Genomic DNA, 24,686 nt, shown 5'->3' with positions numbered 1-24,686 from the left:
ATCTAGTAATTTGACTACTATTCAAGCGGGTCTACTTCGTCTGCGAAGTTTGAATACGCTTCACGAACAATGTCATACTCGCTATCTTCAGCTTCTGCAATACCATCCCAGCGGTATACTGTCTGCATAATATCAATCATTTCTTCATCGTCGTTAAAAGCTAAAAATGCTTGGCGAATATCTTCAACAAAGTCAGCTGGTAAACTATGAATGACGGAAATCGTGTCATTTGGAATTGCTGCTGTAAAGTCTAATTGAACTAACCCGTTACTTTCGTCATACACTTCAGGGTAGTCATCTTCAATTGTTTCACGTGCGTCTTCAAATGTCGTCGCAACGTCTGCATTTCCTTCTAGAACAGTGATTAAAGCATTGTCGTGAGAACCAGTTTCAAGTAAGTCACCGAAGAACTCATCTTCAGTCATACCGAACATGTCACGAATTTGTGTTGCTGGGAAAAGATATCCACTAGTAGAAGCAACATCAGGGAAGGCCCATACTTTTCCTTCTAAGTCTTCTAAATTTTCAATCCCAGAGTCAGCACGCACGGAATATTGCGCTCTATAGCTATCGTCTCCGTGGCGAATTGATTTAAGAATAACTTCAATATCATGACGCTCGTTTGCTAAAACATAACCAAAAGCTGGAATGAATCCAACATGTACTTGGCCACTTCCCATTGCTTCTACGAGTGCTGAGTAATTTGTCATAACTCGTCCATCTACAGGAATACCGATTTCTTCTGATAAGCGCTCTGCTAATGGCTCAACTGTAGATGCAATTTGGTCAGAGTCAGTTGATGGTACAAATCCCATAACGATCTCATCAGGAAGATCTGTTGATTCTTCCGTTTGGTCGTCACTTCCTGTATCGTCTTGACCGCCTGTTGTTTCTTCTTCATCTGAGCCACACGCTACTAGTGATAGTGCAAGAACAGAAGAGAATAAAGTTGTCATCAATTTTTTCATGTTTTAACCCCTCACTTTTAAATGTAATATGTCATACAACATTGATTATATAACACGAATATGAGGAATACTAGAATATTAATGATATCCTTACAAAAGATTTACAAAATTCGAAATTAATTTACAGAGATTATGAAATATTAATATTTATATCTCTTAATGTAGTCATATTAAAATAATTTCTGGTGTATGAAATAATGTAATTACCAATAAAAAACATAAAAAATCCCCAGCGACTTCAAGTAAGATTAAAGTACCTGACAAGGAACTCAATCTCATCACCCACTCACAAAAATGGAGGTTGAAGTCATATGGGGACTAGTAAAAGTTATCATATTCAAGGCAAAAAAGGAAGTTTATTTCGAGATCAATTGAGAGGAGTGGACTTAGAAAAAGTACTCATCGTCTCTATTGATGCAGCGAAACTTCATCAAAAGGCCTTGATATGCAACTACTTTGGCGATGTTATTGAGAAACCATTTTTCTTTTCTGTCAATACAGATGGAATATCTTACTTATGTTCAAAGATTAATAATGCGATTACGAACAATGACGCTCAAAGAATTTTCCTTGGTGTTGAAGCTACTGGACATTACTATGAGGATATTGTCCGTGAGCTTGGCTATAAAGGATTTGGTGTTAAAATATTCAATGCTTATACTACCTTCGAGGAGCGTGCTAGCGCACTGAATTGGTGTAAGACAGATGATATAGACCTCGTAGCCCTTGCCCACTGTATTAAGAATAATAAAGGCACTGAATTTACTTTGGCAGAAGGTATCCAGCGTCAACTTCTTACCTTCACAAGAGTGAGGAGACAAGAAATCAGAAAGCGCTCTTCTCTTCAAATGGAGATCCGGGTGTTAATGGATCACATTTGGCGTGAATTTCAAGGCTATGCCGTCCAAGAAGGAAACAAACGGAAAAAAGTTAAAGTTTTTAGCGACTTTTGGGGGAAGTCTTCCCTCTTCTTCATGAGTCATTTTCCACATCCTTCTTATATCCTTGAGCTAGGAGAAGTAGGGCTTCTAAGGCTTTCTAAGGAACACAATTTGAAATTGCGTAAGAGTACAATTGAAAAGCTCTTGTATGTGGCAAACCAGGCCCTTTCTCGCTCGCTTGCAGAGCTTAGACCAGAACTAGTTGTACTTAAAACTAAGCTGGAAGATCTAGAAAGGGTAAACAAAAATATCCGTTCATTTGGACAAGAGATTGAAACACTCCTTCTTCAAACGGAGGGCAAGCTCCTTCTGTCTACTCGTGGTATCGGCGTGGTCACCGCTGCAGAACTTTATAGCGAAATAGGTGATATTTCTCAATACGAGAACCCTGGACAAATCATTAAAAAAGCTGGAACTAATCCTATCATGAAACAATCAGGTGGTGGAAAAGGGTATTTTGGGCGCATTTCGAAGCAAGGAAATCCTCACCTTCGTTATATCATTTATAACCTTGGTCGTTGCCTATCTATGCACAATAAAGATCTACAACCATTTGTAGCGAGATTAAAAGAAAAAGGAAAACACGCTCGTAAAGTTTTTATTGCCTTAGGGAACAAGTTTATTAAAATTGCCTTTGCGATGCTTCGTGATAAAAGGCCATTTATTTCGAAAGTAACACCATATGAAATCTTAGAAGAAATCAATAAAAAACTATCATACAACTGTCTGATAAGTACAACTAACACAAGTCATAAAACTTTATCAGCTGCATAATTAAAAAACAAATAAAGTTACCACTGCTTCTGAGGTCGAGGTGAGATCGGATCAAAATTCTAGAGGCATTCAGACCTCGAAGTTAAGCAATATCCACCTCGTCCTGTAAATGCGAATTGTACGTTAATGAAATCAAAAGATTGTACTTATGCCAGAATGCATCCCTACAGTATTGAACACGAGGATAACGACTTCAGACTTGAGAAGTAGTGGTTAACTTTCATAGGGTTCTTTGTCAGTCGCTTTCTTATTACCAATTATCACCAATTATTAAGACGGGTTTATTTGGTATAAACAAAAATCTAAAAAAAGTATTTGACATAGTACGCTTATCTAATTGATTGAGAAAAATTGTGGAATTAGTTTTATGTCGAATGTTTTTTTATTTATTTACGTAGAGAACTTCTACTTGAAGGGATGTTAGCTTTATATTACGCTTACTTTAAGTAGTGATATTTATTAGATGATTGCTTAGGTAACTAAAATACTTAAAGGAAGTGAATGATTTTGCAAGGGAATTTATACATTTTTGACTTAGATGGCACCTTATACGAAGGAACTGATCACTTTGATTTTTATGCAAACCGTTTATTAAATGATGTTCCTAAAGAAAAGCATGGTCAATTTTGGTCTGATTACGAAAACATGAAAGATGGTAAACATCCTGTAAAGATAGGGAAAGCTTATGATGTTAATAGAGATTTAGCAGTTACGGTTGACCCGATGACATTAACAGTTGTTGAAGCTCATGATTGGAAAGGGAATAAAGTAGATGAAGTGGAAAGAATGTATGGGAAAGAACAGCTAACATTTGATTTTGAAAACCTTGTAGCCATTGGAGACGGTTGGTGGCTTCCGTTTGCATGTGCTAAGCATCACGGTGTGGATGATTGTCAACCGAGGTATCACGAAACGAAAGAATATATGGTAAGTGATGAATTCAAACTTGAACCAATTTTAGGATTAAGGGAATTTTTAATACAATTAAAGAAATCTGCATCGATTGTTCTAATGACAAACAGTGACCGTGAAGATGTTGGTAGACTTTTAAAGGAGTTAAACCTAGAAAATGTTTTTGAACACATCATTACTTCCGCACAAAAACCTACACAAACAGACGGTTTATTTACTGAATTGCAAAAACAATATGATGTGGAAAAAGAAGAGATGGTTTCAGTTGGCGATAACTTTATCAATGAAATTGCCCCCGCATTGTTAAAAGGGATGAAAGCTGTTTATATTTCTGAACACCCACATCAAACAGAACATGAACGTTTAACACAAGTAAACAGAATTACCGATTGGATTGAAACACTGAAATAGAAAAGGTGGTCGTCTTTGTGCCGAGGTTCATTCACCGCTCAGTAAAACATAAACGTAACCATCAAGAAAAGCTATCTCTTCAAAAGGATCTAAGAGATAGCCTTTCTATATACGCACCTCATAAGGTATTAGAACATAAATTTAATGAATGGAAAAAATCACGAAGCGAAAGAAGCTGTGCTTCGGTGATTTCTATGACCATTTCTCGTTTTCAAGCCATTAATAATACTTTCGGTTTTCATATAGGAGATGCGATTTTACAGCGTGTTCTATATAAGCTTATCACAAATACTCCCAATGAATGGCAATGGGTCCATCTTGGTGATGATAAATTTCTTTGCTTAATCATGACTGATTCTACTCGACTAGCCAATGTGAAAATGTTTTGCCACCAGATAAAAGGGCTATTAGAGCAGCCATTTTATATGGAAGGCTATGACTTTTCATTGTCGATAAAGTTTGGATCAGCAAACTTTACAGAACAACAAGAGTCATTTGCTAGTTTGTTAAAAAATGCAAACATTGCGCTTGATATCGCAAAAAGAAATGAGAAGCAATCATTTGAACTTTACTCTCCTTTCATCGATACGGGTATTCATACTTCATTTGAAGTGGAATCACAGTTGAGAAAAGGAATTTCAGAAGGTGAACTGGAATTATTTTATCAACCCCAGTGGGATTTTTCGAAGCAAGACTGGGGTGGTCTTGAAGTTCTTGTTAGGTGGCACCATCCGAAACGGGGCCTTTTATCTCCTGATAAATTCATTGATATAGCAGAAGAATCGGGACTTATCCACCCTTTAGGAGAATGGATTGTTAATAAAGCATGTGAAAACCATCATGAGCTATTAAAAGTTTGCACCGGGATGCAGTTTCCAGTTTCAATTAATTTTAGTATGAAACAACTGATAACACCGAACTTTTTAGAATCACTATTATCAATTATAAAAAAGAACGGGCTGACTCCTAACCACTTTGTCATGGAACTGACAGAATCATTAGCGATCAATGCTGAAGAAGGCTCCTCAATTTTAACAAAGGCAAGGAAAGAAGGCATGAAAATTAGTATTGATGATTTTGGAACGGGCTACAGTTCGCTAAGTTATTTGAAAGATTTGCCAATAGATGAAGTGAAGATTGACCGTAGCTTCTTATCTCAGTGGACTGGATGCGAAAAAGTTCAAAATGGGATTATTCAATCGATTTTGCATTTAGCGAAAGTAATTGGTGTATCTGTTGTGGCAGAAGGCATCGAAACAAAATCTCAATTTGATGCGTTGCATAGTTGGGGATGTGAGAAGGGCCAAGGTTTTTATTTAAGTGGACCGATGCCGCATGAAAAAGTTGTAGAATTAATGAGAAATACAATTGCTAAAAAGTGAGAAAATTGGTAATGTTTTATCATAGAGAAAAGAATATGTATACAACTATCATGAATGAAGAGTCATTCATGATATTTTGGGGGGAGAAACTGATGGAAGGTCGTTTTGAATTAATGAATAGTAGGAACCGAATGATGGTGAAGCTACTATGGTTTGCCTACTTACTAGGGTTAATGAGTAATTTCATTGCACAAGTTCCAACACAAGGAATTATCACTTTTGGGGTTTTTGGTTTTATTGCAGTAGGTAGTATTACAATGGTCACTTTATATACTAAAAGCTTCGTTTTTTATGTACAATACCTCGTCGTCATTAATTTTTCTATCCTTATTTTCTTTATGGTTAGTACATCTCCAAAGCTATCAAATTATATGATGATTTATGTAGCAATCGCATTTATTACTCTTTATCATAATTTCCGGTCAATCGCGTTGTCAGCAGTAACAGGGCTTATCCTCTCGAATTATTTCTTTATTACATACCAAACAGAAATGTTTTATAACGCAGGTTATGATATTTTAATATCTCTTAATGTCATGTTTATCATCATTACATCTGCTTTAATTGCCCAAGCGAGAATAGGTGAAAATATGCAAAAACAGGTCGATCAGCAGAATCGAGATGTTAAAGATGGTAATGAAAAGCTTCAGCAGCTATTAGGAGAAATTAAGACGTCTATACATGTCATTAATTCGTTTAGTGACACATTAAAAGAGCATATTTTATCAACAGAACGTATTTCAGATGATATTAGTCAATCATTCACAGAAATGGCAAAAGGTGTTGAAACATCTGCAGTTAGTGTCTCAGATATGCACGAAGAAGTGGTTCAAACAGGTAAGTTTATGAGTGATGTAAAAAAGAATGTCAAAGAGATGAAAGACCGTTCACTAGCGACTACCAATGCCACACAAGAAGGACAAACGCATATAGAAGACCTCACCAAAGAGATGGAACAGATGTATGAAGGTGTCGAGAGTCAAAGAGATATTGTTGATGATTTGTATTCAGAAAGTAAAGATATAGGCACAATTCTGGCGTCTATTCGAGAAATTACTGAACAAACAAACTTACTAGCTTTAAATGCATCGATTGAAGCCGCAAGAGCTGGAGAACAAGGAAGAGGTTTTGCTGTTGTTGCTGATGAAGTGAGAAAATTAGCTGAAACGTCCCAGCAATCAACAAATGAAATTAGTACGATTCTTAATCACATTCATGAAAAGATCGAAAAAGTAAAAAAACAAGTAGATGATAGTGAAAGAGCGATGAAACAAGGGTTGGAAGGCACGAAATCTGTATCAAATCAGTTTTTACAAATTGATAGCCAAGCAGAACAATCTGCACAACAAGCAAAACATGTTGAAGAAAAAGTATTTGAAATCAATGATGCTTCGCAAAAAATAATTGATGAAATAACGACTGTAACAGAGCATACAGAAAGCTCAAGTGCTTCCGTAGAAGAAATTCTCGCCTCAGTAGAGGAACAGCACGAACGTATTCAATCTGTTAGAAGTCGCTTCAATGAGCTTGAAGAACTAACAATGAAATTAAACAAGTTAGTCACAAATGACTAATAAAAAGTGTGATATTAAAAAGACAAGGCTGTCCACTTGGGACAGCCTCTTTTTTGATTACTGTAATAATAACGTTTCTTCTACTGAACGATATTCAAACCCTAAATCGCGAGCCACTGCTTCATAAGTAACGTATCCTTGAGCGGTATTGACTCCTTTAACAAGTGAAGGGTTGTCCTTCAGTGATTGTAGAACCCCTTTGTTTGCAATTTGAAGTGCGTATGGTACTGTAACATTTGTTAAACCAATTGTTGAAGTTCTAGGAACGGCACCAGGCATATTCGCAACAGCATAATGAACGACACCATGCTTAGTATACGTAGGGGCATCATGTGTCGTGATTTTATCAACAGTTTCGATAATACCACCTTGGTCAATTGCAACATCTACTACGACAGAACCGTCTTTCATTTGTTGAATCATTTCCTCTGTAACTAATTTCGGGGCTTTTGCTCCAGGAATTAAAACTGCACCAATGACTAGATCAGATTCTTTTACAGCATTTGCAATGTTTAACGGGTTACTCATGAGCGTATTGATTTCTGTACCGAAAATATCATCTAGCTGACGTAGGCGTTCAGGACTCAAGTCAATAATTGTTACATCGGCTCCAAGTCCCATAGCAATTTTCGCTGCATTCGTTCCAACAACACCGCCACCAATAACAGTTACTTTTCCACGTTTAACACCTGGAACACCAGAAAGAAGAACACCACTTCCACCTTTAGGCTTCTCTAAAAATTGAGCCCCAATTTGGGCCGCCATTCTTCCAGCAACTTCACTCATTGGAGTTAGTAAGGGTAGTGTACGATTTACTTCAACCGTTTCATAAGCTATCGCTGTTACTTTCTTCTCCGTTAGTGCTTTAGCTAATTCTGGTACAGCAGCTAAGTGTAAATACGTAAATAAAATTAAGCCTTCACGGAAGTGGTCATATTCAGAAGGTAATGGCTCTTTAACTTTCATCACCATTTCGGCTTGGTCCCAAACTTCCTTAGCTGTATCTAAAATAACAGCTCCAGCATTCGTATAATCTTCATTTGTGAAACCGCTTCCAATTCCGGCGTTTGTTTCAACAAACACATCGTGTCCTGCTTGAGATAATGATAAGACCCCCGCTGGAGTAAGTGCAACTCGGTTTTCATTGTTCTTCACTTCTCTAGGTACTCCAATTCTCATTAATAACCCTCCTTGTATGTAGTCCTTGTAAATAAGGGAAATCTATCCAATTCTATTTTATCGAACTCGTATATGTTGTACCACTATTTTTTTTATTCATTTTGTCGTCTCGAGCTTCACGTGAAAGAAAAAGACTTCACATTTACTTATCATAAGCAATTGCGTGATAAGTTAAACGGAAGTCTTTATTATTTATTAGCAAGTTTTCATTTTATGAATTTGTCTATTTGCACCTGTTCTAACGGTCATTAATCATTTTACATGGGTACCTTGGTTGGATTCTTTCCTGAAAAAAATCAGTATGATCTTCACTAGACAATAACCCAACATAATCAGGCTTAAACACTTCATAATATATCATGTAATCGCCGTCTTTAAATCGTACATGCAATTCCCTCATTATTTCATCATATGCTACAGACTTAAGGTTTCCGTAATTTAAGTCGACAAATTCCATTTTTGTTCCTCCTTTAACAGCTTGAGGTTTTTGTGTACTATCATTCGTTATATGAGAGTTGATTAAGGCTTTAATTCCAATGGTGTTGATTTCTTTCGTTTTTTCCAGAGTAGTGAAAGCCACGTTTTATCTATTAGAATACCCTAAGTGGAGGCAAAAGAAACAAGCTACATAAAAATTTGTGTTAGTTCATCTTTTGATAGTACTTTTCCGGTACTCATCACTTGTCCATTTACTAACAATGTTGGGGTGAAAATGATCCCTTGAGTTGGAGAGGCATCCTCATAATAAACGTCAAGGTTTACATGAATTCCGATATCATTAAGCACTTCCAATAACCTTTTTTCGACAACTTTACCTATTATATTTCGCGTAATGTACAGCTTAATATTCAACCGCCTCACCTCGCTTTCTTAAAAAGTACGTCTCACTATTATTATAGAATGGAAAAATCAGAAAAAACGCTTGTTATATGACAACGCTGTGAAAACTTTTTGTCTAAAATCAAAACATGAAAAATGGGGAAGGGGTAACAATTTTCACTATATTAAAACAATTTATAAAAATATTTACCAAAATTCTTGATTATTTATCTCCAAAAAAATAGAATAGTAATAGATATATTTACAAGAAATCGAAAAATAAAAGAGGAAGCGATGAAACCATGTCTTCATTTGGGCACTTTGACATGCTGGAGCTAGTAGTGCAACCGACCTTATTGAAGGTCGGTTTTTGTGTTTTTATAGGGATAAAAACTTTGATTCATATGCTCTAAAGGTTTATTTGGAAGCTGTGTTATCGAAGGTATTCACAGTTTCTCCCCCTAGAACGACCGTGCATAATGTTTTTCATCCAAGGAGGGAAAATATGAAGAACAAAGAGACGAACATTACTACGAAACCATATCAACATAATGATTTACCAATGTGGTTTAAAAATGTGTGGTTTCAGCAGCAAGAAGATGATAGTAAGAAGGAAGAGGAGGAAGGGCGTCCCTATCGTGAGCTTGTTCATAAGCTAAAGTTTGCGTTAGAAAAGACTTCATTTCTTATTATCGTTACAAAAGATGGTGACATTACGTACATAAGTGAAGAATTTGCTTCTTTATTAGGTTATAAAACAACAGAGCTTATAGGAGAGAAATATGTCGATTATGTTCAACCTCTCTTTGACCACAGTGAAAATGAAAACGGCTTTTTTCATGGAGGAAGTGAAGCTGTTTCAGATTGTGTATTGGAAGTAGAAAGTGGGGAAAGTGTCACCCTTGAAAGGTATTCCATGCCCATATTTTCTTATGATAAAGAAAGTAGTGGGTATATCATTATTCATCGTGATGTAACCAAACTAAAACAAGCTGAACAAACCATTGAAGAATTGGTTATTTATGATAAACTAACGAATCTTCCTAACCGCGAAAAATTCGAGCAAGATATTATCGGCGAAATTCAAAGTGCAAAAGTAGACACAAGCCGTTCATTTGCTGTTTTTTTCATTGATTTGGATCGTTTTAAATTTTATAATGACACGCTCGGACATTTCACTGGAGACCAGCTGTTAAAAAAGATTGCAAATTCATTAAAAAGTGTTGAAAATACAAATGTAACCGTTTATCGTTACGGCGGTGATGAATTTTCAATATTGTTAAATGAACCTAGTTCTAACAACGAAATTCATCAAGTAGCAGAAGAAATTTTACAATGTTTTCAAACGCCATTTATTATCAATGGTAATGAATTTTTTATAACAGCGAGTATTGGCATTTCAGATTTTCCTTATCATGGGGAATCTTTTGATTCGATTGTGTATCAAGCGGAGCTAGCAATGCACCATGCTAAAGAAAGAGGGAAAGACCATTACCAATGGTACACTCCTTCGATCAAAACGAAATATGTTGAAAAGCTTGAGACCGAAAAACGTTTAAGGTTAGCAGCTGAAACAATGGATTTTCAATTATATTACCAACCTCAAATTGATATGAAGGAAAAAAAAGTAATCGGTGTTGAAGCACTGATAAGGTGGAGGGATGATGAGTTAGGAAACATTCCTCCGAGCTCATTTATTCCACTTGCAGAAGAGACAGGACTTATAGTACCCATTGGGAATTGGGTATTAGAGCAAGCATGTAAGCAAGGGAAAGAGTGGTATGATAAAGGGATTGTTTTACGGATGGGTATTAATATCTCACCTATTCAATTTCAAAGACCAGACTTTGTAGGTAATGTTAAGCGAGTTTTAGACAATACAGGTCTACCACCAGAACAACTTGACCTTGAAATTACGGAAAATGACTTACTATATAATCGAGAAGAGTGTTTTAAAACATTAAAACGCTTAAAGGAGTTAGGTATTAAAATTTCGATCGATGATTTTGGGACAGGCTACTCATCTCTAGGTTATTTACGACGTTTCCCTATTGATACTTTGAAAATTGACCAATCATTTATTCGAGAAGTCATAGAAAATACGAATGATCAGGCTATTGTCACCTCAATCATCCAATTAGCTCATAATATGAACTTACGAGTAATTGCTGAAGGTGTTGAAACTGCTGATATGGTAAAGTTTTTAAATGAAAAACACTGTGACGAAATGCAAGGGTTTTTATATAGTAAACCGTTACCAGCAGATGAAGTGACAAATTTTATTTTAAAAACAACACCAGTCATGATCTTTTCATAAAACGAGCATATAAATAATGGATTTTTCATTCAGTTTTTATTATAGTTTATATAGCTTACGTCAAAGGCCCCTTCAATAGCATGTTAATAGATTGTTGTGTACTAAACAATCTTTTAGATGCATTTAAAGGGGTTCTTTTCAATTTATTTATGACGTATGTAAGATTTTAGTGGTACGGAAAAGAGGGGAAGTATGGAAGAGAAGAATCAAAAACAGAAAATAGAAAACTTGATGTTTATTTCATGGGCGATCGCTTTTATAGGCACGATTGGATCACTTTATTTCTCAGAGGTTCGTCATTATATCCCATGTGAGCTTTGCTGGGTTCAACGAATTTTTATGTACCCTTTAGCGATTACATTGGCAATAGCAGTTATAAGGAAGGATGCTAAGCAAGCGGTTTATACACTGCCATTAAGCTTGTTAGGTGCTGGATTTTCTTTATACCACTATTTGCAGCAAAAAATACCGGTTATAGGAGAAAATTCAGGAGCGTGTGGGATCATACCATGCACACATCAATATATTAACTGGCTAGGATTTATTACAATACCTTTTTTAGCATTTATGGCCTTTATTAGTATTTCTCTTATTATGGTATGGATTATAAAAACCACAAAGGAGTAACGTTATGAAAAAAATTATTATTTTCGCCAGTGTTATTATTTTGATTTTCGGTGCGTTAGCATTTATTACATCTTATCAAAATAAACAATTGACAGTGGATAACCCTTTTGGAAAGGAACGTCTTCATGCCGAAACGATTGAACAACTTGATGATCCAATGTATTCTAATATTATTTTACCAGAAGAACTTGATGAGAAGCTTACCGCAGGGGAAGATGTAACGGTATACTTTTATAGCCCAACATGCCAATATTGTAATCAAGTTTCACCTGTATTAATTCCGTTAGCTGAAGACATGGGGGTAGACTTAAAGTTATATAACTTACTTGAATTTGAGCAAGGGTGGCATGATTATGGAATTGAGGGGACACCAGTTGTCATTCACTATAAAAATGGTGAACAATTTGCTGAAATATCAGGAGTTCATAATGAAACAACTTATGGGCATTTTTATGAACAAGTCGTCTTGAGCGGTGAATAATAAAAAGTGAATATAATAGAGGAGGTATGAGTCGGTGTTTTCAACCTCCTCGTTATTGAATTGAAAAGAGTATCTTTTTCCTTATAAACTTTGAGATGGAGTTTGTTTTGTGAGCGTTTTTTGCTCATGGGCAATCGGCAGTTCGATCATAAATTCAGTTCCTTCATTGACCTTACTTTGTACTGAAACTTGCCCACCCCAAGAGTGGATAATGTTGTAAGTGATCATTAGACCTAATCCAGTTCCTTTTTCTTTTGTCGAGTAATATGCCGTACCAAGTTGTTTTAACTGATCATTGGTCATTCCACAACCGGTATCTTTTACTCGTAAAATAACACGTGAACGCTTTTGCGTGGCTGAGAGAATGAGACTTCCGCCATTTTCCATAGCTTCAATGCCATTTTTCGCTAAGTTTAAAAGGACTTGAGTCAGTTCTCTTTCGTCAGCTTTTACCTTTAAATGCGGTGGTACATCACGGTAAACAGAAACATTATTCATTAGGGCGTATGCTTGAATCGTGTGTCTTACTTTATCCATTACATAATACACTGAAACAGGTTCATAGACTTTATCTTTCGGTTTGGCTAAAGATAAGTAATCGCTTATAATTGATTGGGCTCTGTCAAGCTCTGACATTGTTAGCTGTAAATATTTTTTTTCATCCTTAGAAAGCTTTGGACTCGAATGGATAAGCTGAATAAATCCACGTGCAACAGTCATCGGGTTCCTCACTTCGTGAGCGACTGAAGCAGCCAGTTCACTGACTAACCTAAGTTGTTCACTCTTTTGTAAATCTTGTTCTAACTTTTCGCTCATTTGGATACGTTCGATTAAGAAAAGGATAAGTAAGGTTATGAAGCCAAGGGCTAATAAGTATGTAATGCCAGTAATAAATAGCTCTAACCTGGATAACATCGTAAATGGATGATTCGGATAAAACATGACTATACTAATAGGAGCTAAAAATATCGCAAGTGTAATAAGCTTTCTTTTTGTTTTAGTTAGTTGGTAATATGATTGTGACAGTAGATAAGCACCGCAAACAATCATTAGACCGAAAAGCAAACCTAAGACCATAACGTTTGCGCCATATAAAAGGAAGTTTGTTACCGCTTGGACGATAATTACCATGAATCCAAAGGTTATTCCTCCAATAAAAGTAGCGATAAATATGACAATATGTTGGAAATCAAGTGGTAGGACGATTTGCATGATTTCGATTTGAATCGGGAATAACATAGTTAAAACAAGAGTTGCGATACATAATATTAAAAAAAAGTACTTCGTTAATGAACGATGATGGTGATAATGCAACCCTTTCCAAAAAGTAATATATAAGAAGATTGGTGTTAATAAAAAGAATAAATTTAATAGTACTTGTAAAAATGTTTCCATAATGGGTCTCCTCCCAATCTTCTCTATCTATTTTCATTGTACGAAGATTATTGGACAAATTCAAACAATTTTAACAATTTAAGGAGTGGTAATATGAAAAAGCTTATTCAATTTATTGGAATTGGTATTTTTGTCGGGTGGGCAATTGCACTTATCGTAAATTTCTCCATCTATCAACATACTGCGTCAATGGCGACATTATTCCATCCAATAGTTGATGGAATCTTATTTATGGGGATTATGTTATTGTTATATTTCGTCATATTTGTTTTATATAACAGAAATTCAGTTACAGCATCAATTGGACTATTTGTCCTTGGGTCAGTTTCTATCGGAATTGCTGCTATGTTATATTTTTAACTATAATGCCTAGTTTTAGAGCATGGACATATTCTTTAAAAGGTTCAGCCTCTTATTGGAAAAACGTCACACACTTGTATTTTTTGAAGGGTTTAATAAAAAAGGTTCGGTTCACACATTTTTGAACCGAGCTTTTTTATTTTTGGCTTTGTTAAAGGTTAGTGTTGATTTTCAAAAATACACTCGCTTGCACCCCAGGGCACAAGTGCGACATCCGCTCTAAAAGAGTGTTCCTGCGCCGCTACGCTTGCTCCTCGTAACTTGGAGTTTATTCTTGGAGGTATTACTTAGAAGCTCTTATGCTTTAGTGCAAGTCCTAATAAGGAACTTCGGCTAAAGTCGATCACGTCCTATGATCAACACCGAAGCCACCACCTCCTGTGGAAGTAAGCCTTAGTTGCCACAAGCTCAACTCCTATGATTAAACGTCTAGTTGCGACGAGTAACCGCAGGAGAGTTGTCGAGACTAAGTTAGCTGAAGACAAGCCCTCGGGAAAGCGTCCGTCTGAAGTAAAGTTCACACTCATCATTCGGAATTTCGCATCATCTTTTGAGTTATGAAATTGATTCACTTATTAAAGTAGTAATACTTTTTTTCATATACATCCCCCTAAATTTAATTTAGCGATATTTTCACTAACCTACTATTAACTATTCATTCCCTAACAGGTACTTCTCGATAAGAACAAGAATAGAAGCAAGAATAGTGCGAGCCGAAAATCACTCAAGGCGAACGTGGTGAGTTTTGAGAAGGTGAGGCCTTGCACTGGGCTGAAAGCGAAGCGGCATGTGGTGCCAAACTTCCTAATTTATTTTCAGGGTAGAAATGAGATTATAATGGGCGTATCATAATGGTAGGAATATTTCTTACATTATGAATTTTTAACTTGTTTCAAATGATAGAGGAGTGTGACAATGATGTTAAAATTGATAAAAAATGGAGAGGTTTATGCACCAAATTATTTAGGAACAAAAGATATACTTATTGCTAACCAGAAGATAGCGGCGATAGATGACAACATCGAAATTACAGCGGATGGAAAACATTTAGAAGTTATCGATGCAAAAAACATGGTTGTTTCACCAGGGTTAATTGATGGTCATGTACATATTACAGGTGGGGGTGGCGAAGGAAGTTTTAAAACTCGTACACCTGAATTAATGTTAACAGATTGTATCGAAGGTGGGATTACAACTGTAGTTGGTGTGATTGGTACAGATGGAACTACAAGAACGATGACAAATCTTGTCGCAAAAGCAAAGGCACTGAATGAAGAAGGGATTACTTGTTTTTGTATGAGTGGAAACTATCATGTTCCTGTAAAAACATTAACAGGGTCTGTAGAAAATGATATTATGCTCATTCAAGAAATTATTGGGGCTGGAGAAATAGCAATTAGTGATCATCGTTCAAGCCAGCCGACGAAAGAAGAACTTGCAAGGCTTATTAGTGAATCAAGAATTGGTGGTATTTTATCTGGAAAAGGTGGAACGGTAAATATTCATGTAGGTGATGGAGCGAGTAAACTTGAGCTTCTAGAAGAACTCGTTGAAACGACTGATATTCCGATCAGTCAAGTATGGCCGACGCATATTAATCGAAATGAAGAGCTGATTGAAGCGGGAATCATATATGCGAAAAAAGGTGGATATATCGACTTTACAACGAGTAGTTTAGATCCTGATTTAGAGAATTCTGATCGAAAGTGCAGTAAAGTACTCAAACGAGTATTACATGAAGGGGTACCAATCGATCAAATTACGTTTACATCGGATGGACAAGGAAGTTTACCGAAGTTTAATAAAGATAAACAATTCATTGGTTTAGGTGTAGGAAAAGTAAGCAGCTTATTTGCAGAAGTTCGTGATGCATATATCAAGGAAAATGTACCTCTTGAAAAAGCATTAAAAGTTGCAACAGAAAACCCTGCCAAAGTATTAAAGCTCGAAACAAAAGGGGTTTTGGAAGAAGGAAAGGATGCAGATATCTTATTTATTTCAAAGGATGACTTCACGATTCATAGTGTCATGGCGAACGGAAAATGGCTTATGCATGACAGTGAATATGTCGTAAAAGGTACATTTGAATAGTAAACGTCTATAAATTGAAATAATGAAGAAAGGATACTCCATTGAGGGTATCTTTTTTTGTTTTGAACATCACTTACCATAACTCATTCACATTTTTGTCACATTATTATCGTTGTAAATTTATTGACAATGTAAATGAAAAATCTATATAGTTAAGAAAGTTAATTATTAAAAAACTTAACATTTTGAGGTGGAGTATGGATAGGGAACGTTTAAATAAAGAAATTGAGGAACTTGTCGTAGATATTGCGATGATGTTAAATCATGAATTTAGCTGTGAATATGATAACAAGCTATCTTCAAACCAACAGCTTTTATTGTTTTTAATAGGAAAAAAAGAAGTGAAGTACGTAAAAGAAATTGCTCATCACTTAAATATTTCAGCAAGTGCGGTAAGTCAAATGGTTGCAAAGCTGGAAAGTATGAAAATGGTTGTACGTGATATCGATGTTTCGAATCGACGAAACACCATCTTAAAACTAGGCCCTGAAGGGACAAAATTACTAGACCATATGGAAAAAAAGCGTCAAACCATTTTTGCAAAATACTTATCGAAAATGCAATATGAAGATTTAAGCAACTTACAAAAAGCTTATAAACAATTTCGAGATATAATAGTAGAAGAAAGAGACAAGGAGGGTTTACGTGAAACTGACTAATTTTTCGATAAGAAGGCCAGTGTTTACTCTAGTAGCAATGACTTTGTTCTTACTATTAGGATTAATATCACTGATTAATATTCCACTCAAGTTAATCCCTGATATAGACCCGCCAATTGGAGCGGTTGTAACGAGCTATGATCAGGCAAGTCCAGAAGAAGTTGTGCAAAAGGTTTCACGGCCATTAGAAGAAAGTCTAGCAACATTACCGGGCTTAAATAATATTAGCTCGATTTCAATGGAAGGGTCATCATTAACAATTCTTGAATTTTCTTGGACGTCTTCAATTGATGATGTTGAAAACGATATAATTACTCGGATGAACCAAGCACCTTTACCTGCTGAGGTTGGTGATCCACGTTTCTTGAAATTTGATCCTTCACAATTTCCAATCATTCAGCTCTCTCTTTCAACAGTAAATGAGGATGATGATTTAAGTGAACTTGTGCGTGACTTAGAGCAGGAACTCGTTAAAATTGATGGGGTTGCAACAATCGATGTCGTTGGCGATGCTCTTGAAGAAATTGTTGTTGAATTAGATCAAGAGTCGCTAGAGGATTATCAATTAGAACAATCTGAGGTTGTTGATGCGATAAGAGCTCATAATGTTACAGCCCCTGGTGGAACAGTAAGGAGTGGCGATTATGAGTTAACCACACGTGTCTTATTTGAAATGAATAACCTTGAGGATATTGAATCGATCGTATTAACAGTAGATCCTGAAACAGGGGATGAAATTACTGTAAATGATGTTGCTACTGTTGATATTGTTCCTGAAGTAAGGAGTGTTATTACAGAAACAAATCAATCTCCATCTGTACTTTTAAGTGTGCAACAACAATCTGATGCAAATACACAAACCGTGTCTCAAGCATTTAATGACCGCTTAGATGAACTATTAGAAGAAGAGAAATACCGAGACCTCGACCTTGCAATGTTATTTGACCAAGGAGAGTTTATTGAAGAAGCGATCAGTAATGTCTTTATGGCTCTTATTGCTGGTGGGGTCATCGCGATGATCGTTTTGTTCTTCTTTTTAAGAAGCATTAAAACACCTTTACTCATTGGAATTGCCATACCTTTTTCAGTAATTGTTACGTTCGTATTACTTTACTTTACGAACTTCTCACTTAACATTATGACTCTCGGTGGTCTTGCTCTCGGTATCGGGATGCTCGTTGATAACTCAATTGTTGTCATCGAAAACATTTACCGACATCTATCGATGAAAAAAGATCCGAAAACAGCAGCAAAAGATGGTGCTCAAGAGGTTGCTGCAGCGATTACTGCCTCGACATTAACGACAATATCTGTTTTCTTACCTGTCGTCTTTATTTCAGGGATTGTAGGAAACTTATTTAGAGAATTTGCGTTAACCGTTTCGTTTAGTTTGTTTGCATCATTAGCTGTTGCTTTAACAGTTGTACCAATGATAGCAAGTCGTATTTTAAAAGTACCAAAGGAAAACATTGAAGAAAAACGTAGAAAGTCCAAGTTTGTTAAATTGTTTGACCGTTCCGCCCGTTGGTCGTTAAAAAATCGTGCCGCTATTTTTATCCTGACATTATTGCTTCTAATTGGTGGCGGTTATGGTGTGACGACTGTTGGTACTGAATTTTTACCTGCATCCGATGAAGGGTTCTTTTCAATTGAAGTAGAGATGGAGCGAGGTACACCGCTTGAACAAACGTATGAGCAAGTAGAACGTATTGAAGAAGTGCTAGATGAGGAAGCAGTTATTCGTGATTACATGAGTGTAACTGGCTCAGCGGGACAAGAAGCATCTGTTTTAGGAACGAGTAGCAGTCATGAAGCTTCTGTCTTCGTTACAATGGTACCGCTAGATGAAAGAAACCAATCAACGATGGAGTTTGCAGAATCGGTTCGTCGTGACATAGAAAGGGCAGCTCCAGACGCAGAAGTTACGATCGAATTTGAGGCGTCATTTGGGAACGCACCGAACACATTTACTTTTAATATTACCGACACAGACCCAACAAGGTTGGAAGAAGTAGCTGATGAACTCCAGGAAGAGTTTGAGGACATGTCAGAATTTAATGAAGTAACTAATGACCTTACTGACACGGTCCAGGAAGTACAAATTCATGTTGATGAAGAGGCGGCAAGGGAAGAAGGCTTTGCTCCTGTACAAATTGCTCAATTAGTAAATGATAAAATGCGTGGTGTTATGGCTACGCAAATTGTTACAGATAACAATGACATTTACGAAGTGCATGTAAGGTACGATGAAGAACGAATTGAAGATGTTGAAGCGTTAGAAAATTTATCTTTACGAAATATGAATGGCGAGTTTATCACATTAGGTGATATAACGACGATTGAAGAAGGGGAAGGTCCTGCAACGATAAATCGTATTAACCAAGAAGATGCTGTTCAATTTACGTTACAGTATGGAACGCAATATAATTTAGGTGAAATCTCTGATTTAGTACAAACAACGGTTGATAACCTTGATATACCAAGTGAAACGTCTGTTTCTTTTACAGGAGATCATCAATTAATGGAAGATGCGATTAGTGATTTAATTTTAGCGTTAATTTTAGCGATCGTCTTTGTTTATTTAGTCATGGCAGCACAGTTCGAATCGTTTAAGTATCCATTTGTGATCATGTTCAGTGTGCCACTTGTTCTTATTGGTGTCGCCATTGGATTGACGATTACGAGAACGCCAATTAGTGTAACAGCGTTTATTGGTCTGATTGTTCTAGCAGGAATAGTCGTAAACAATGCGATCGTTTTAGTTGACTATATTAATCAGAAAAAAGCAGCGGGATATCGTGGCTATGAAGCGATTGTTGAAGGAGTTAAAGATCGTGCAAGGCCAATCTTAATGACAGCAATGACGACGATCTTAGGTCTAATACCACTTGCTCTTGGTATTGGTGAAGGAACAGAACTTCAACAACCATTAGCGATTACTGTGATTGCGGGGATGATTAGTGCAACATTCTTAACACTATTTTTCATTCCGGTAGTATACAGCTTTTTTGACAGGGAAACACGTCACCTTAACCGAAAATATGTCACGCCAGACGGTCAATTGATTCCAGCTTACTTGCTTGACGAGTCGTATACAACAGAGCAAGGAAGCCAAAGGCGCCATTACAGATTACAAGAGACATTTGAAGATGATGATTATGAAGGAACAGACTTCAAAGATTTTTATCGCGATGTTGATGAAAAGATCGAATCTGATGTTGACCAATATGCTGAATCAGGGAACGAATATGAAGAAGAGGAAGCTTCATACGAAGAGCCATTTATGTATGACGAAGAAAACCCTCCATCATTACCACCTCGTAAACAAAGGAAGAAGAGGTCGGATATGTCTCGTGATGACCTCCTTGATATATTAGAAAAGATCGTTGAGCGTAACAAGAAAAATGATCGAGATTAACGAATAAATTATGCGAAAACCAGGGTCTACACGGTCCTGGTTTTTGTGTTTGAAAAAGTTCTACATGTTTTGGTGATAGTTGTCAGACGACAGATGTGTATAAAAGTCCTAGTCGATAACGAGATAATTGGGTAAAAGGCCATTGTTTCTTTTGGACTATAGTGATATTTTAGATATTGTCGTCATTTTTCTATATGGAGGAATTATCGAATGCTGAAAAACATGAAAATTTTAACGAAATTTAATCTATTAATTGTTGGAATGGTTCTTGGTGTAACAACATTATTATTATTCATTACCTTTACAGAAGTAAGAAACGGAATTGAAAATTTCGCAACAGAAAAAGCGCGTACAGATCTTCATCTTACATATGAATATGTGAATGAAAAATTCGATGGAGATTGGAATGTCGTAAATGGAGATCTATACAAAGGATCACATCGGGTCAATGAAGACTATGAATTAGCAGATGAATTAGCTGAGATGACAGGTGGTTTAATTACGATTTTTCATGAGAGACAGCCAATTACAACAAACTTAATCATTAATGATGAAAGAGCAGTATCTGTCGAAGCTACTGGCGAAGTAACAAGGCTAGTCCTGGAAGAAGGCCAAGAGTATTTTGGAAGTGCTGATATATTAGGAGTAGATTTGCAAACGGCATACAGACCAATTCTTAATGAGAATAATGAAATTTTAGGGATGTGGTTTGTAGCAACTTCTCAAGAGGCAATAAGCACTACTATGTCGGAAATCTTTAATCGAGTGATCATTACTTTAATGGTTGTTCTTTCTTTAACGGTTGGTGCGCTATTATTATTGACTAAGCGAATAAAAAGAAGAGTGAGTCGGATCATAGAGAGTGTTAAAGAAGCAGGAGAAGGAGATTTAAGTAATCATTATGAAGAGAAAAATAATGATGAATTAGGGGAGATCTCCCAAAGCTTTAATGATATGAAACAGAACTTACGGGTACTGATGTCCCAAGTTACATCAGCCTCAGAGCAGTTAGCTTCTTCATCTGAACAATTGACAGCTACAAGTGACCAGTCAGCGAAAGCTTCAGAAGAAGTAGCGAAAACAATTGAAGAAATCTCAAGAAGTGCAAGTGACCAGGCGCAAGATACAGAAAAAGGTAGAGAAAGTATTAATGAGTTAAGTAGCGTAGTTGAAAGTAATCGAGAAAACAGTGTGCATTTATCAAAAATTAGTGATGAGATCACCGATTTAAAAGATAATGGTTTAACATTGATGCAAGACCTTATTGAAAAAACAAATTCAAATAATCATAGTGCAGAAGAAGTAGAAGGAATTATTCAAGAAACAAATGATAATGCAGATAAAATCGTTAATGCGAGTGGGATGATTCAAAACATTTCCGAACAAACGAATCTTTTAGCCTTAAATGCATCAATTGAAGCAGCAAGAGCTGGAGAAGCAGGGAAAGGGTTTGCGGTTGTGGCCGATGAAATTAGAAAGCTGGCAGAACAGTCAAATCAATTCTCTGAAGAAATCACGTCTATTATCGAATTGTTAAAAGGGAAAACGGAAGAAGCAGTCCAAGTCATGAAAAATTCTAAAAAGATCGCAAGTATTCAGTCAGACAGTGTAAATAAAACAACAGAAACGTTCGAAGGGATTGCAAACTCTATTGATCGTATGCAAGGGACCATTACTGATTTAAATATGTCTGGTGAGGCAGTAAAAGAAAGAAAAGAAGAAATGGTTCAAATTATAGAAAGTTTATCAGCAATCTCACAAGAAAATGCAGCAAGTACTGAGGAAATGTCAGCCGCAATGGAAGAGCAGACAGCTTCAGTTGAAGAGATTGCAAATTCAAGTGATTCTTTAGCAAGATTAGCAGAAGAGTTACAAAAGAGTGTACGTAAGTTTAAATATTAAAAGTGTGGGTGCCTAAGTTAGAAATTAACGTTATGGCACCCGTTTTTTATACTATTTCTCGCTAACAATATAAATAAAGTCAAAATAAGCGATTAGATTTTCGTTTAATTGTATATGGCTTTCCATTAATTTTTGAACATCCTCGGGAATGGACGGATCTAGCACCATTTCTGGGAAAGTATCCTCCTCAACTTCTAAAGAAAACTCAGTACTATTATATATTTTAAGAAGATGGAAGTGATATTTTTTCAAGAGAGTAGGCCAACTGTCAGATGCATGGATTTCTGAAAATCCATAAAAATTTTTGTACTGATAAAATTCTTCTTTTGTTAGGCCCCCATGGTATACAGGCTCTAATAAAAACAATTTTCCCTTTGGCTTAAGCCATTGATAAAACGTTTGTAAAAGGTGATTTATATCGTTAAATGACAAGACAGATTCACAAAGGATTGCATCAAAGGAATCGTTAGGAAAGTTTTTAGAAGTGATGTCACTGTGTATAAATGAAATGTTGTCACTAGTACCATGGCGCTTTTTCGCTTTTTTTATCATTTTTTCATGAGCATCTACAGCTTTTACAGTTGCTTGAAATTTATCAGCAATAAATTTACTTGTATCACCAAGACCACATCCTACTTCAAGTACATGAGCATGATTTGGTAATGGATTTTCAAGCAACACTTTGTTAGTTGAAGTCATTCCTCCAGGCCGAGCTTTTGCTATGCCATATGCTGCAAGCATGTCTGTGTAATTCACCATCTTATTTCCTCCTTATTTACACGTTAATTTATAAAATTTTAGCGAAGTAGAAGCACGACGTAGTGAAAAATTTTTAAGAATTAAGTATAAGTTCACCGGCTAAAAACGCGATGTCCTATCGCAACACCGGTGCTAGCACGTCCTGTGCGTCGCAACTAACACCTCTGTCTTCGCCTAAAAGACTCGCCAATCGGCGAGTTTTCTTTATTATTTTGTATGATAAATTCCTCTATGACGTGTCAGTTGTCCAAACAAAATGTTGTAATCGAAATACACTATAGATGAGAAGATGAAGGAGGTGGATGTTTAATGGCGAGTGTGTCACATTACTATGAGTTGTGTTGTCGTCATAAAGGCCGCAGAGTAAGAATAACAGATCGCCACGGTCGAGAATATGTGGGGAGAATCGTAGATGTTGACCGTAGGAATGTATATTTAGAACCATTAGGGGGCTCCCCACGTGGTTTTGGTTATGGATACTATGGAGGATATTACGGCTACTATGGTCGCAGACGTCGAGTTGTGACAGTTTCTTTAGCAGCAATCGGAGGATTCCTAATAGGCACGGCACTCTTCTGGTAGTAGTTTGTAACTTGTGAGGAGTTTGTTTACGATGACTTTCACCAACTCTATATCTTATAGAGTTGGTTTTTTTACTTTGGTTCAGTTAAACCTTAATGTTGTTATATGGGGATTTGAGGAGTGAAGGTGGTGATGTCTGAGGGAATAACGCGAACCGAAAATCACTCTGAACCAGTATTGACGAGTTCAGAGAAGTTAAGGTCGTGCCCAGGGGAAAGAAGACACCGTGAATGCAAGAAAAGCGGAGCATGAACGGATGTCGCACTTGTGACTAGAAGAAGTGCAAGCATCCACCTGCAATGACTTTAACACAGCCTTTACTTTAAGAATTTATATAATTTTAGCTAAGTGAGCCAATTTCATAATGCATCTTTTAAAAATTGATGACGGCTTCAGAATTTGTTTCAGTTACATTTTAAAAATTTGCATTTTTATTTGGATCGCAGTTGAAATACACTTCGCTTTCCGCGGGCACGGCTTCAGCTAACTGTGGAAAGAAAACTATCTCTTTCCACAGTGGATCTTCAGCTCGCGCTCTTCCCGCATGAGTCTACGTGTATTTCTACTGCTTCTAGACTCTATTATCCTGTTCATTTGTATTTAAAGAAACAATCTTTTATAAAGCAGTTTTTATTTTAAGCTGCTACATTCGTATTCAATTGCTGAGTGAATCGTGTGCTTGCCAGTTTCATTCTGTTATAACCCATAGTAACAAGGTCAAAAATGTACGTTTTATTTGAAAGTGAACTTTACAAAAGACGGCGACTCTCGGAGGATCAGCGACGAGCAATACTTCTTCGAACTGCTTCGAGCTGCGACGAGTAACCGCAGGAGCAACGACGAGCAATACTTCTTCGAACTGCTTCGAGCTGCGACGAGTAACCGCAGGAGCACTGTTTATCTGTGACGAGTAATCGCAGGAACACTGTTTATCTGCGACGAGTAACCGCAGGAGCAACGAGCTGAAGATCCACTTAGACGAGAGTTGTCGAGCCTAAGTTAGCTAAAGACAAGCCCTCGGGAAAGCGCCCGTCTGAAGTGAAGTTCACACTAATCATTCGGAATATCGCATCATATTTTGAGTTGTGAAATTGATTCAAGTAGTAAAACCGGACGTAGTGAAAATTCAGATGTG

At 36.6% G+C, this 24,686-nt stretch carries 20 protein-coding genes and 1 riboswitch; of the genes, 13 read left to right on the top strand and 7 right to left on the bottom strand.

What is annotated here, in order from left to right; all coding sequences use genetic code 11:
- Positions 1–17: 17 nt before the first annotated feature.
- The gene (gene phnD, locus LGQ02_RS14605; RefSeq protein WP_226515086.1) at positions 18–968 is read right to left on the bottom strand and encodes a phosphate/phosphite/phosphonate ABC transporter substrate-binding protein; all 951 of its coding nucleotides are present in this window, start codon (positions 966–968) and stop codon (positions 18–20) included.
- 311 nt (positions 969–1,279) lie between these two features.
- Here phnD and LGQ02_RS14600 point away from each other — a divergent pair, with 311 nt between their 5' ends.
- From LGQ02_RS14600 to LGQ02_RS14585, 4 genes are all read left to right on the top strand, one after another.
- The gene (locus tag LGQ02_RS14600) at positions 1,280–2,683 is read left to right on the top strand and encodes an IS110 family RNA-guided transposase (RefSeq protein WP_226515085.1); all 1,404 of its coding nucleotides are present in this window, start codon (positions 1,280–1,282) and stop codon (positions 2,681–2,683) included.
- A 501-nt stretch (positions 2,684–3,184) separates the two neighbouring features.
- Positions 3,185–4,006: an HAD family hydrolase gene (locus tag LGQ02_RS14595; protein WP_226515084.1), complete on the top strand. Its 822-nt coding sequence runs from the start codon at positions 3,185–3,187 to the stop codon at positions 4,004–4,006.
- 17 nt (positions 4,007–4,023) lie between these two features.
- Entirely contained in the window at positions 4,024–5,388 is a 1,365-nt protein-coding gene (locus LGQ02_RS14590) for a putative bifunctional diguanylate cyclase/phosphodiesterase (protein WP_226515083.1), read from the top strand.
- A gap of 11 nt (positions 5,389–5,399) precedes the next feature.
- Positions 5,400–6,962 carry a methyl-accepting chemotaxis protein gene (locus LGQ02_RS14585; RefSeq protein ID WP_404802362.1) on the top strand — a complete coding sequence of 521 codons (1,563 nt, stop codon included), beginning with the start codon at positions 5,400–5,402 and terminating at the stop codon, positions 6,960–6,962.
- Positions 6,963–7,019: 57 nt separating this feature from the next.
- On the opposite strand, the gene ald is transcribed toward LGQ02_RS14585, so the two are convergent.
- The 3 genes from ald to LGQ02_RS14570 form a co-directional block, all read right to left on the bottom strand.
- Positions 7,020–8,141: an alanine dehydrogenase gene (gene ald / locus LGQ02_RS14580; protein ID WP_226515081.1), complete on the bottom strand. Its 1,122-nt coding sequence runs from the start codon at positions 8,139–8,141 to the stop codon at positions 7,020–7,022.
- A 238-nt stretch (positions 8,142–8,379) separates the two neighbouring features.
- A complete protein-coding gene (locus LGQ02_RS14575; RefSeq protein ID WP_226515080.1) occupies positions 8,380–8,598 on the bottom strand; it encodes a KTSC domain-containing protein in 219 nt (72 codons plus the stop codon).
- 167 nt (positions 8,599–8,765) lie between these two features.
- The gene (locus LGQ02_RS14570) at positions 8,766–8,993 is read right to left on the bottom strand and encodes a thioredoxin family protein (RefSeq protein WP_226515079.1); all 228 of its coding nucleotides are present in this window, start codon (positions 8,991–8,993) and stop codon (positions 8,766–8,768) included.
- 245 nt (positions 8,994–9,238) lie between these two features.
- Positions 9,239–9,322, top strand: a riboswitch (cyclic di-GMP riboswitch).
- Between the two features lie 143 nt (positions 9,323–9,465).
- Here LGQ02_RS14570 and LGQ02_RS14565 point away from each other — a divergent pair.
- From LGQ02_RS14565 to LGQ02_RS14555, 3 genes are all read left to right on the top strand, one after another.
- Positions 9,466–11,277: a sensor domain-containing protein gene (locus tag LGQ02_RS14565; protein ID WP_226515078.1), complete on the top strand. Its 1,812-nt coding sequence runs from the start codon at positions 9,466–9,468 to the stop codon at positions 11,275–11,277.
- Positions 11,278–11,469: 192 nt separating this feature from the next.
- Positions 11,470–11,904, top strand: a complete 435-nt coding sequence (locus tag LGQ02_RS14560) for a disulfide oxidoreductase (RefSeq protein ID WP_226515077.1) — start codon at positions 11,470–11,472, stop codon at positions 11,902–11,904.
- Between the two features lie 4 nt (positions 11,905–11,908).
- A complete protein-coding gene (locus tag LGQ02_RS14555; RefSeq protein ID WP_226515076.1) occupies positions 11,909–12,385 on the top strand; it encodes a thioredoxin family protein in 477 nt (158 codons plus the stop codon).
- An 81-nt stretch (positions 12,386–12,466) separates the two neighbouring features.
- Here LGQ02_RS14555 and LGQ02_RS14550 read toward each other — a convergent pair whose 3' ends face one another.
- Complete coding sequence (locus tag LGQ02_RS14550) at positions 12,467–13,780, bottom strand: ATP-binding protein (RefSeq protein ID WP_226515075.1); 1,314 nt, start codon at positions 13,778–13,780, stop codon at positions 12,467–12,469.
- Between the two features lie 93 nt (positions 13,781–13,873).
- Between LGQ02_RS14550 and LGQ02_RS14545 the strand changes: the two genes are divergently transcribed.
- The 5 genes from LGQ02_RS14545 to LGQ02_RS14525 all read left to right on the top strand — a co-directional run bounded on the left by LGQ02_RS14545 (position 13,874) and on the right by LGQ02_RS14525 (position 22,210).
- On the top strand, positions 13,874–14,140 hold the full coding sequence (locus LGQ02_RS14545) for a hypothetical protein (protein ID WP_226515074.1): 267 nt from the start codon (positions 13,874–13,876) through the stop codon (positions 14,138–14,140).
- 918 nt (positions 14,141–15,058) lie between these two features.
- Positions 15,059–16,231, top strand: coding sequence for a beta-aspartyl-peptidase (gene iadA / locus LGQ02_RS14540; RefSeq protein WP_226518330.1), 1,173 nt, complete (start codon positions 15,059–15,061; stop codon positions 16,229–16,231).
- A 197-nt stretch (positions 16,232–16,428) separates the two neighbouring features.
- Complete coding sequence (locus tag LGQ02_RS14535; protein ID WP_226515073.1) at positions 16,429–16,890, top strand: MarR family winged helix-turn-helix transcriptional regulator; 462 nt, start codon at positions 16,429–16,431, stop codon at positions 16,888–16,890.
- The gene (locus LGQ02_RS14530; RefSeq protein WP_226515072.1) at positions 16,877–20,308 is read left to right on the top strand and encodes an efflux RND transporter permease subunit; all 3,432 of its coding nucleotides are present in this window, start codon (positions 16,877–16,879) and stop codon (positions 20,306–20,308) included. The genes LGQ02_RS14535 and LGQ02_RS14530 overlap by 14 nt, the downstream gene beginning before the upstream one ends.
- A 210-nt stretch (positions 20,309–20,518) precedes the next feature.
- A complete protein-coding gene (locus tag LGQ02_RS14525) occupies positions 20,519–22,210 on the top strand; it encodes a methyl-accepting chemotaxis protein (protein WP_226515071.1) in 1,692 nt (563 codons plus the stop codon).
- A 51-nt stretch (positions 22,211–22,261) separates the two neighbouring features.
- On the opposite strand, the gene LGQ02_RS14520 is transcribed toward LGQ02_RS14525, so the two are convergent.
- Positions 22,262–22,969, bottom strand: a complete 708-nt coding sequence (locus tag LGQ02_RS14520; RefSeq protein WP_226515070.1) for a class I SAM-dependent methyltransferase — start codon at positions 22,967–22,969, stop codon at positions 22,262–22,264.
- A gap of 309 nt (positions 22,970–23,278) precedes the next feature.
- Here LGQ02_RS14520 and LGQ02_RS14515 point away from each other — a divergent pair, with 309 nt between their 5' ends.
- A complete protein-coding gene (locus LGQ02_RS14515; RefSeq protein WP_404802361.1) occupies positions 23,279–23,551 on the top strand; it encodes a hypothetical protein in 273 nt (90 codons plus the stop codon).
- 688 nt (positions 23,552–24,239) lie between these two features.
- Here the strand turns inward: LGQ02_RS14515 and LGQ02_RS14510 are convergent.
- Positions 24,240–24,509: a hypothetical protein gene (locus tag LGQ02_RS14510; protein ID WP_226515069.1), complete on the bottom strand. Its 270-nt coding sequence runs from the start codon at positions 24,507–24,509 to the stop codon at positions 24,240–24,242.
- Positions 24,510–24,686 lie beyond the last annotated feature (177 nt).

Source organism: Bacillus shivajii, assembly GCF_020519665.1.
GTDB lineage: Bacteria > Bacillota > Bacilli > Bacillales > Salisediminibacteriaceae > Bacillus_CA > Bacillus_CA shivajii.
Note: the sequence above shows the minus strand (reverse complement) of the source record. Positions and strands in the feature narration are given on the sequence as shown.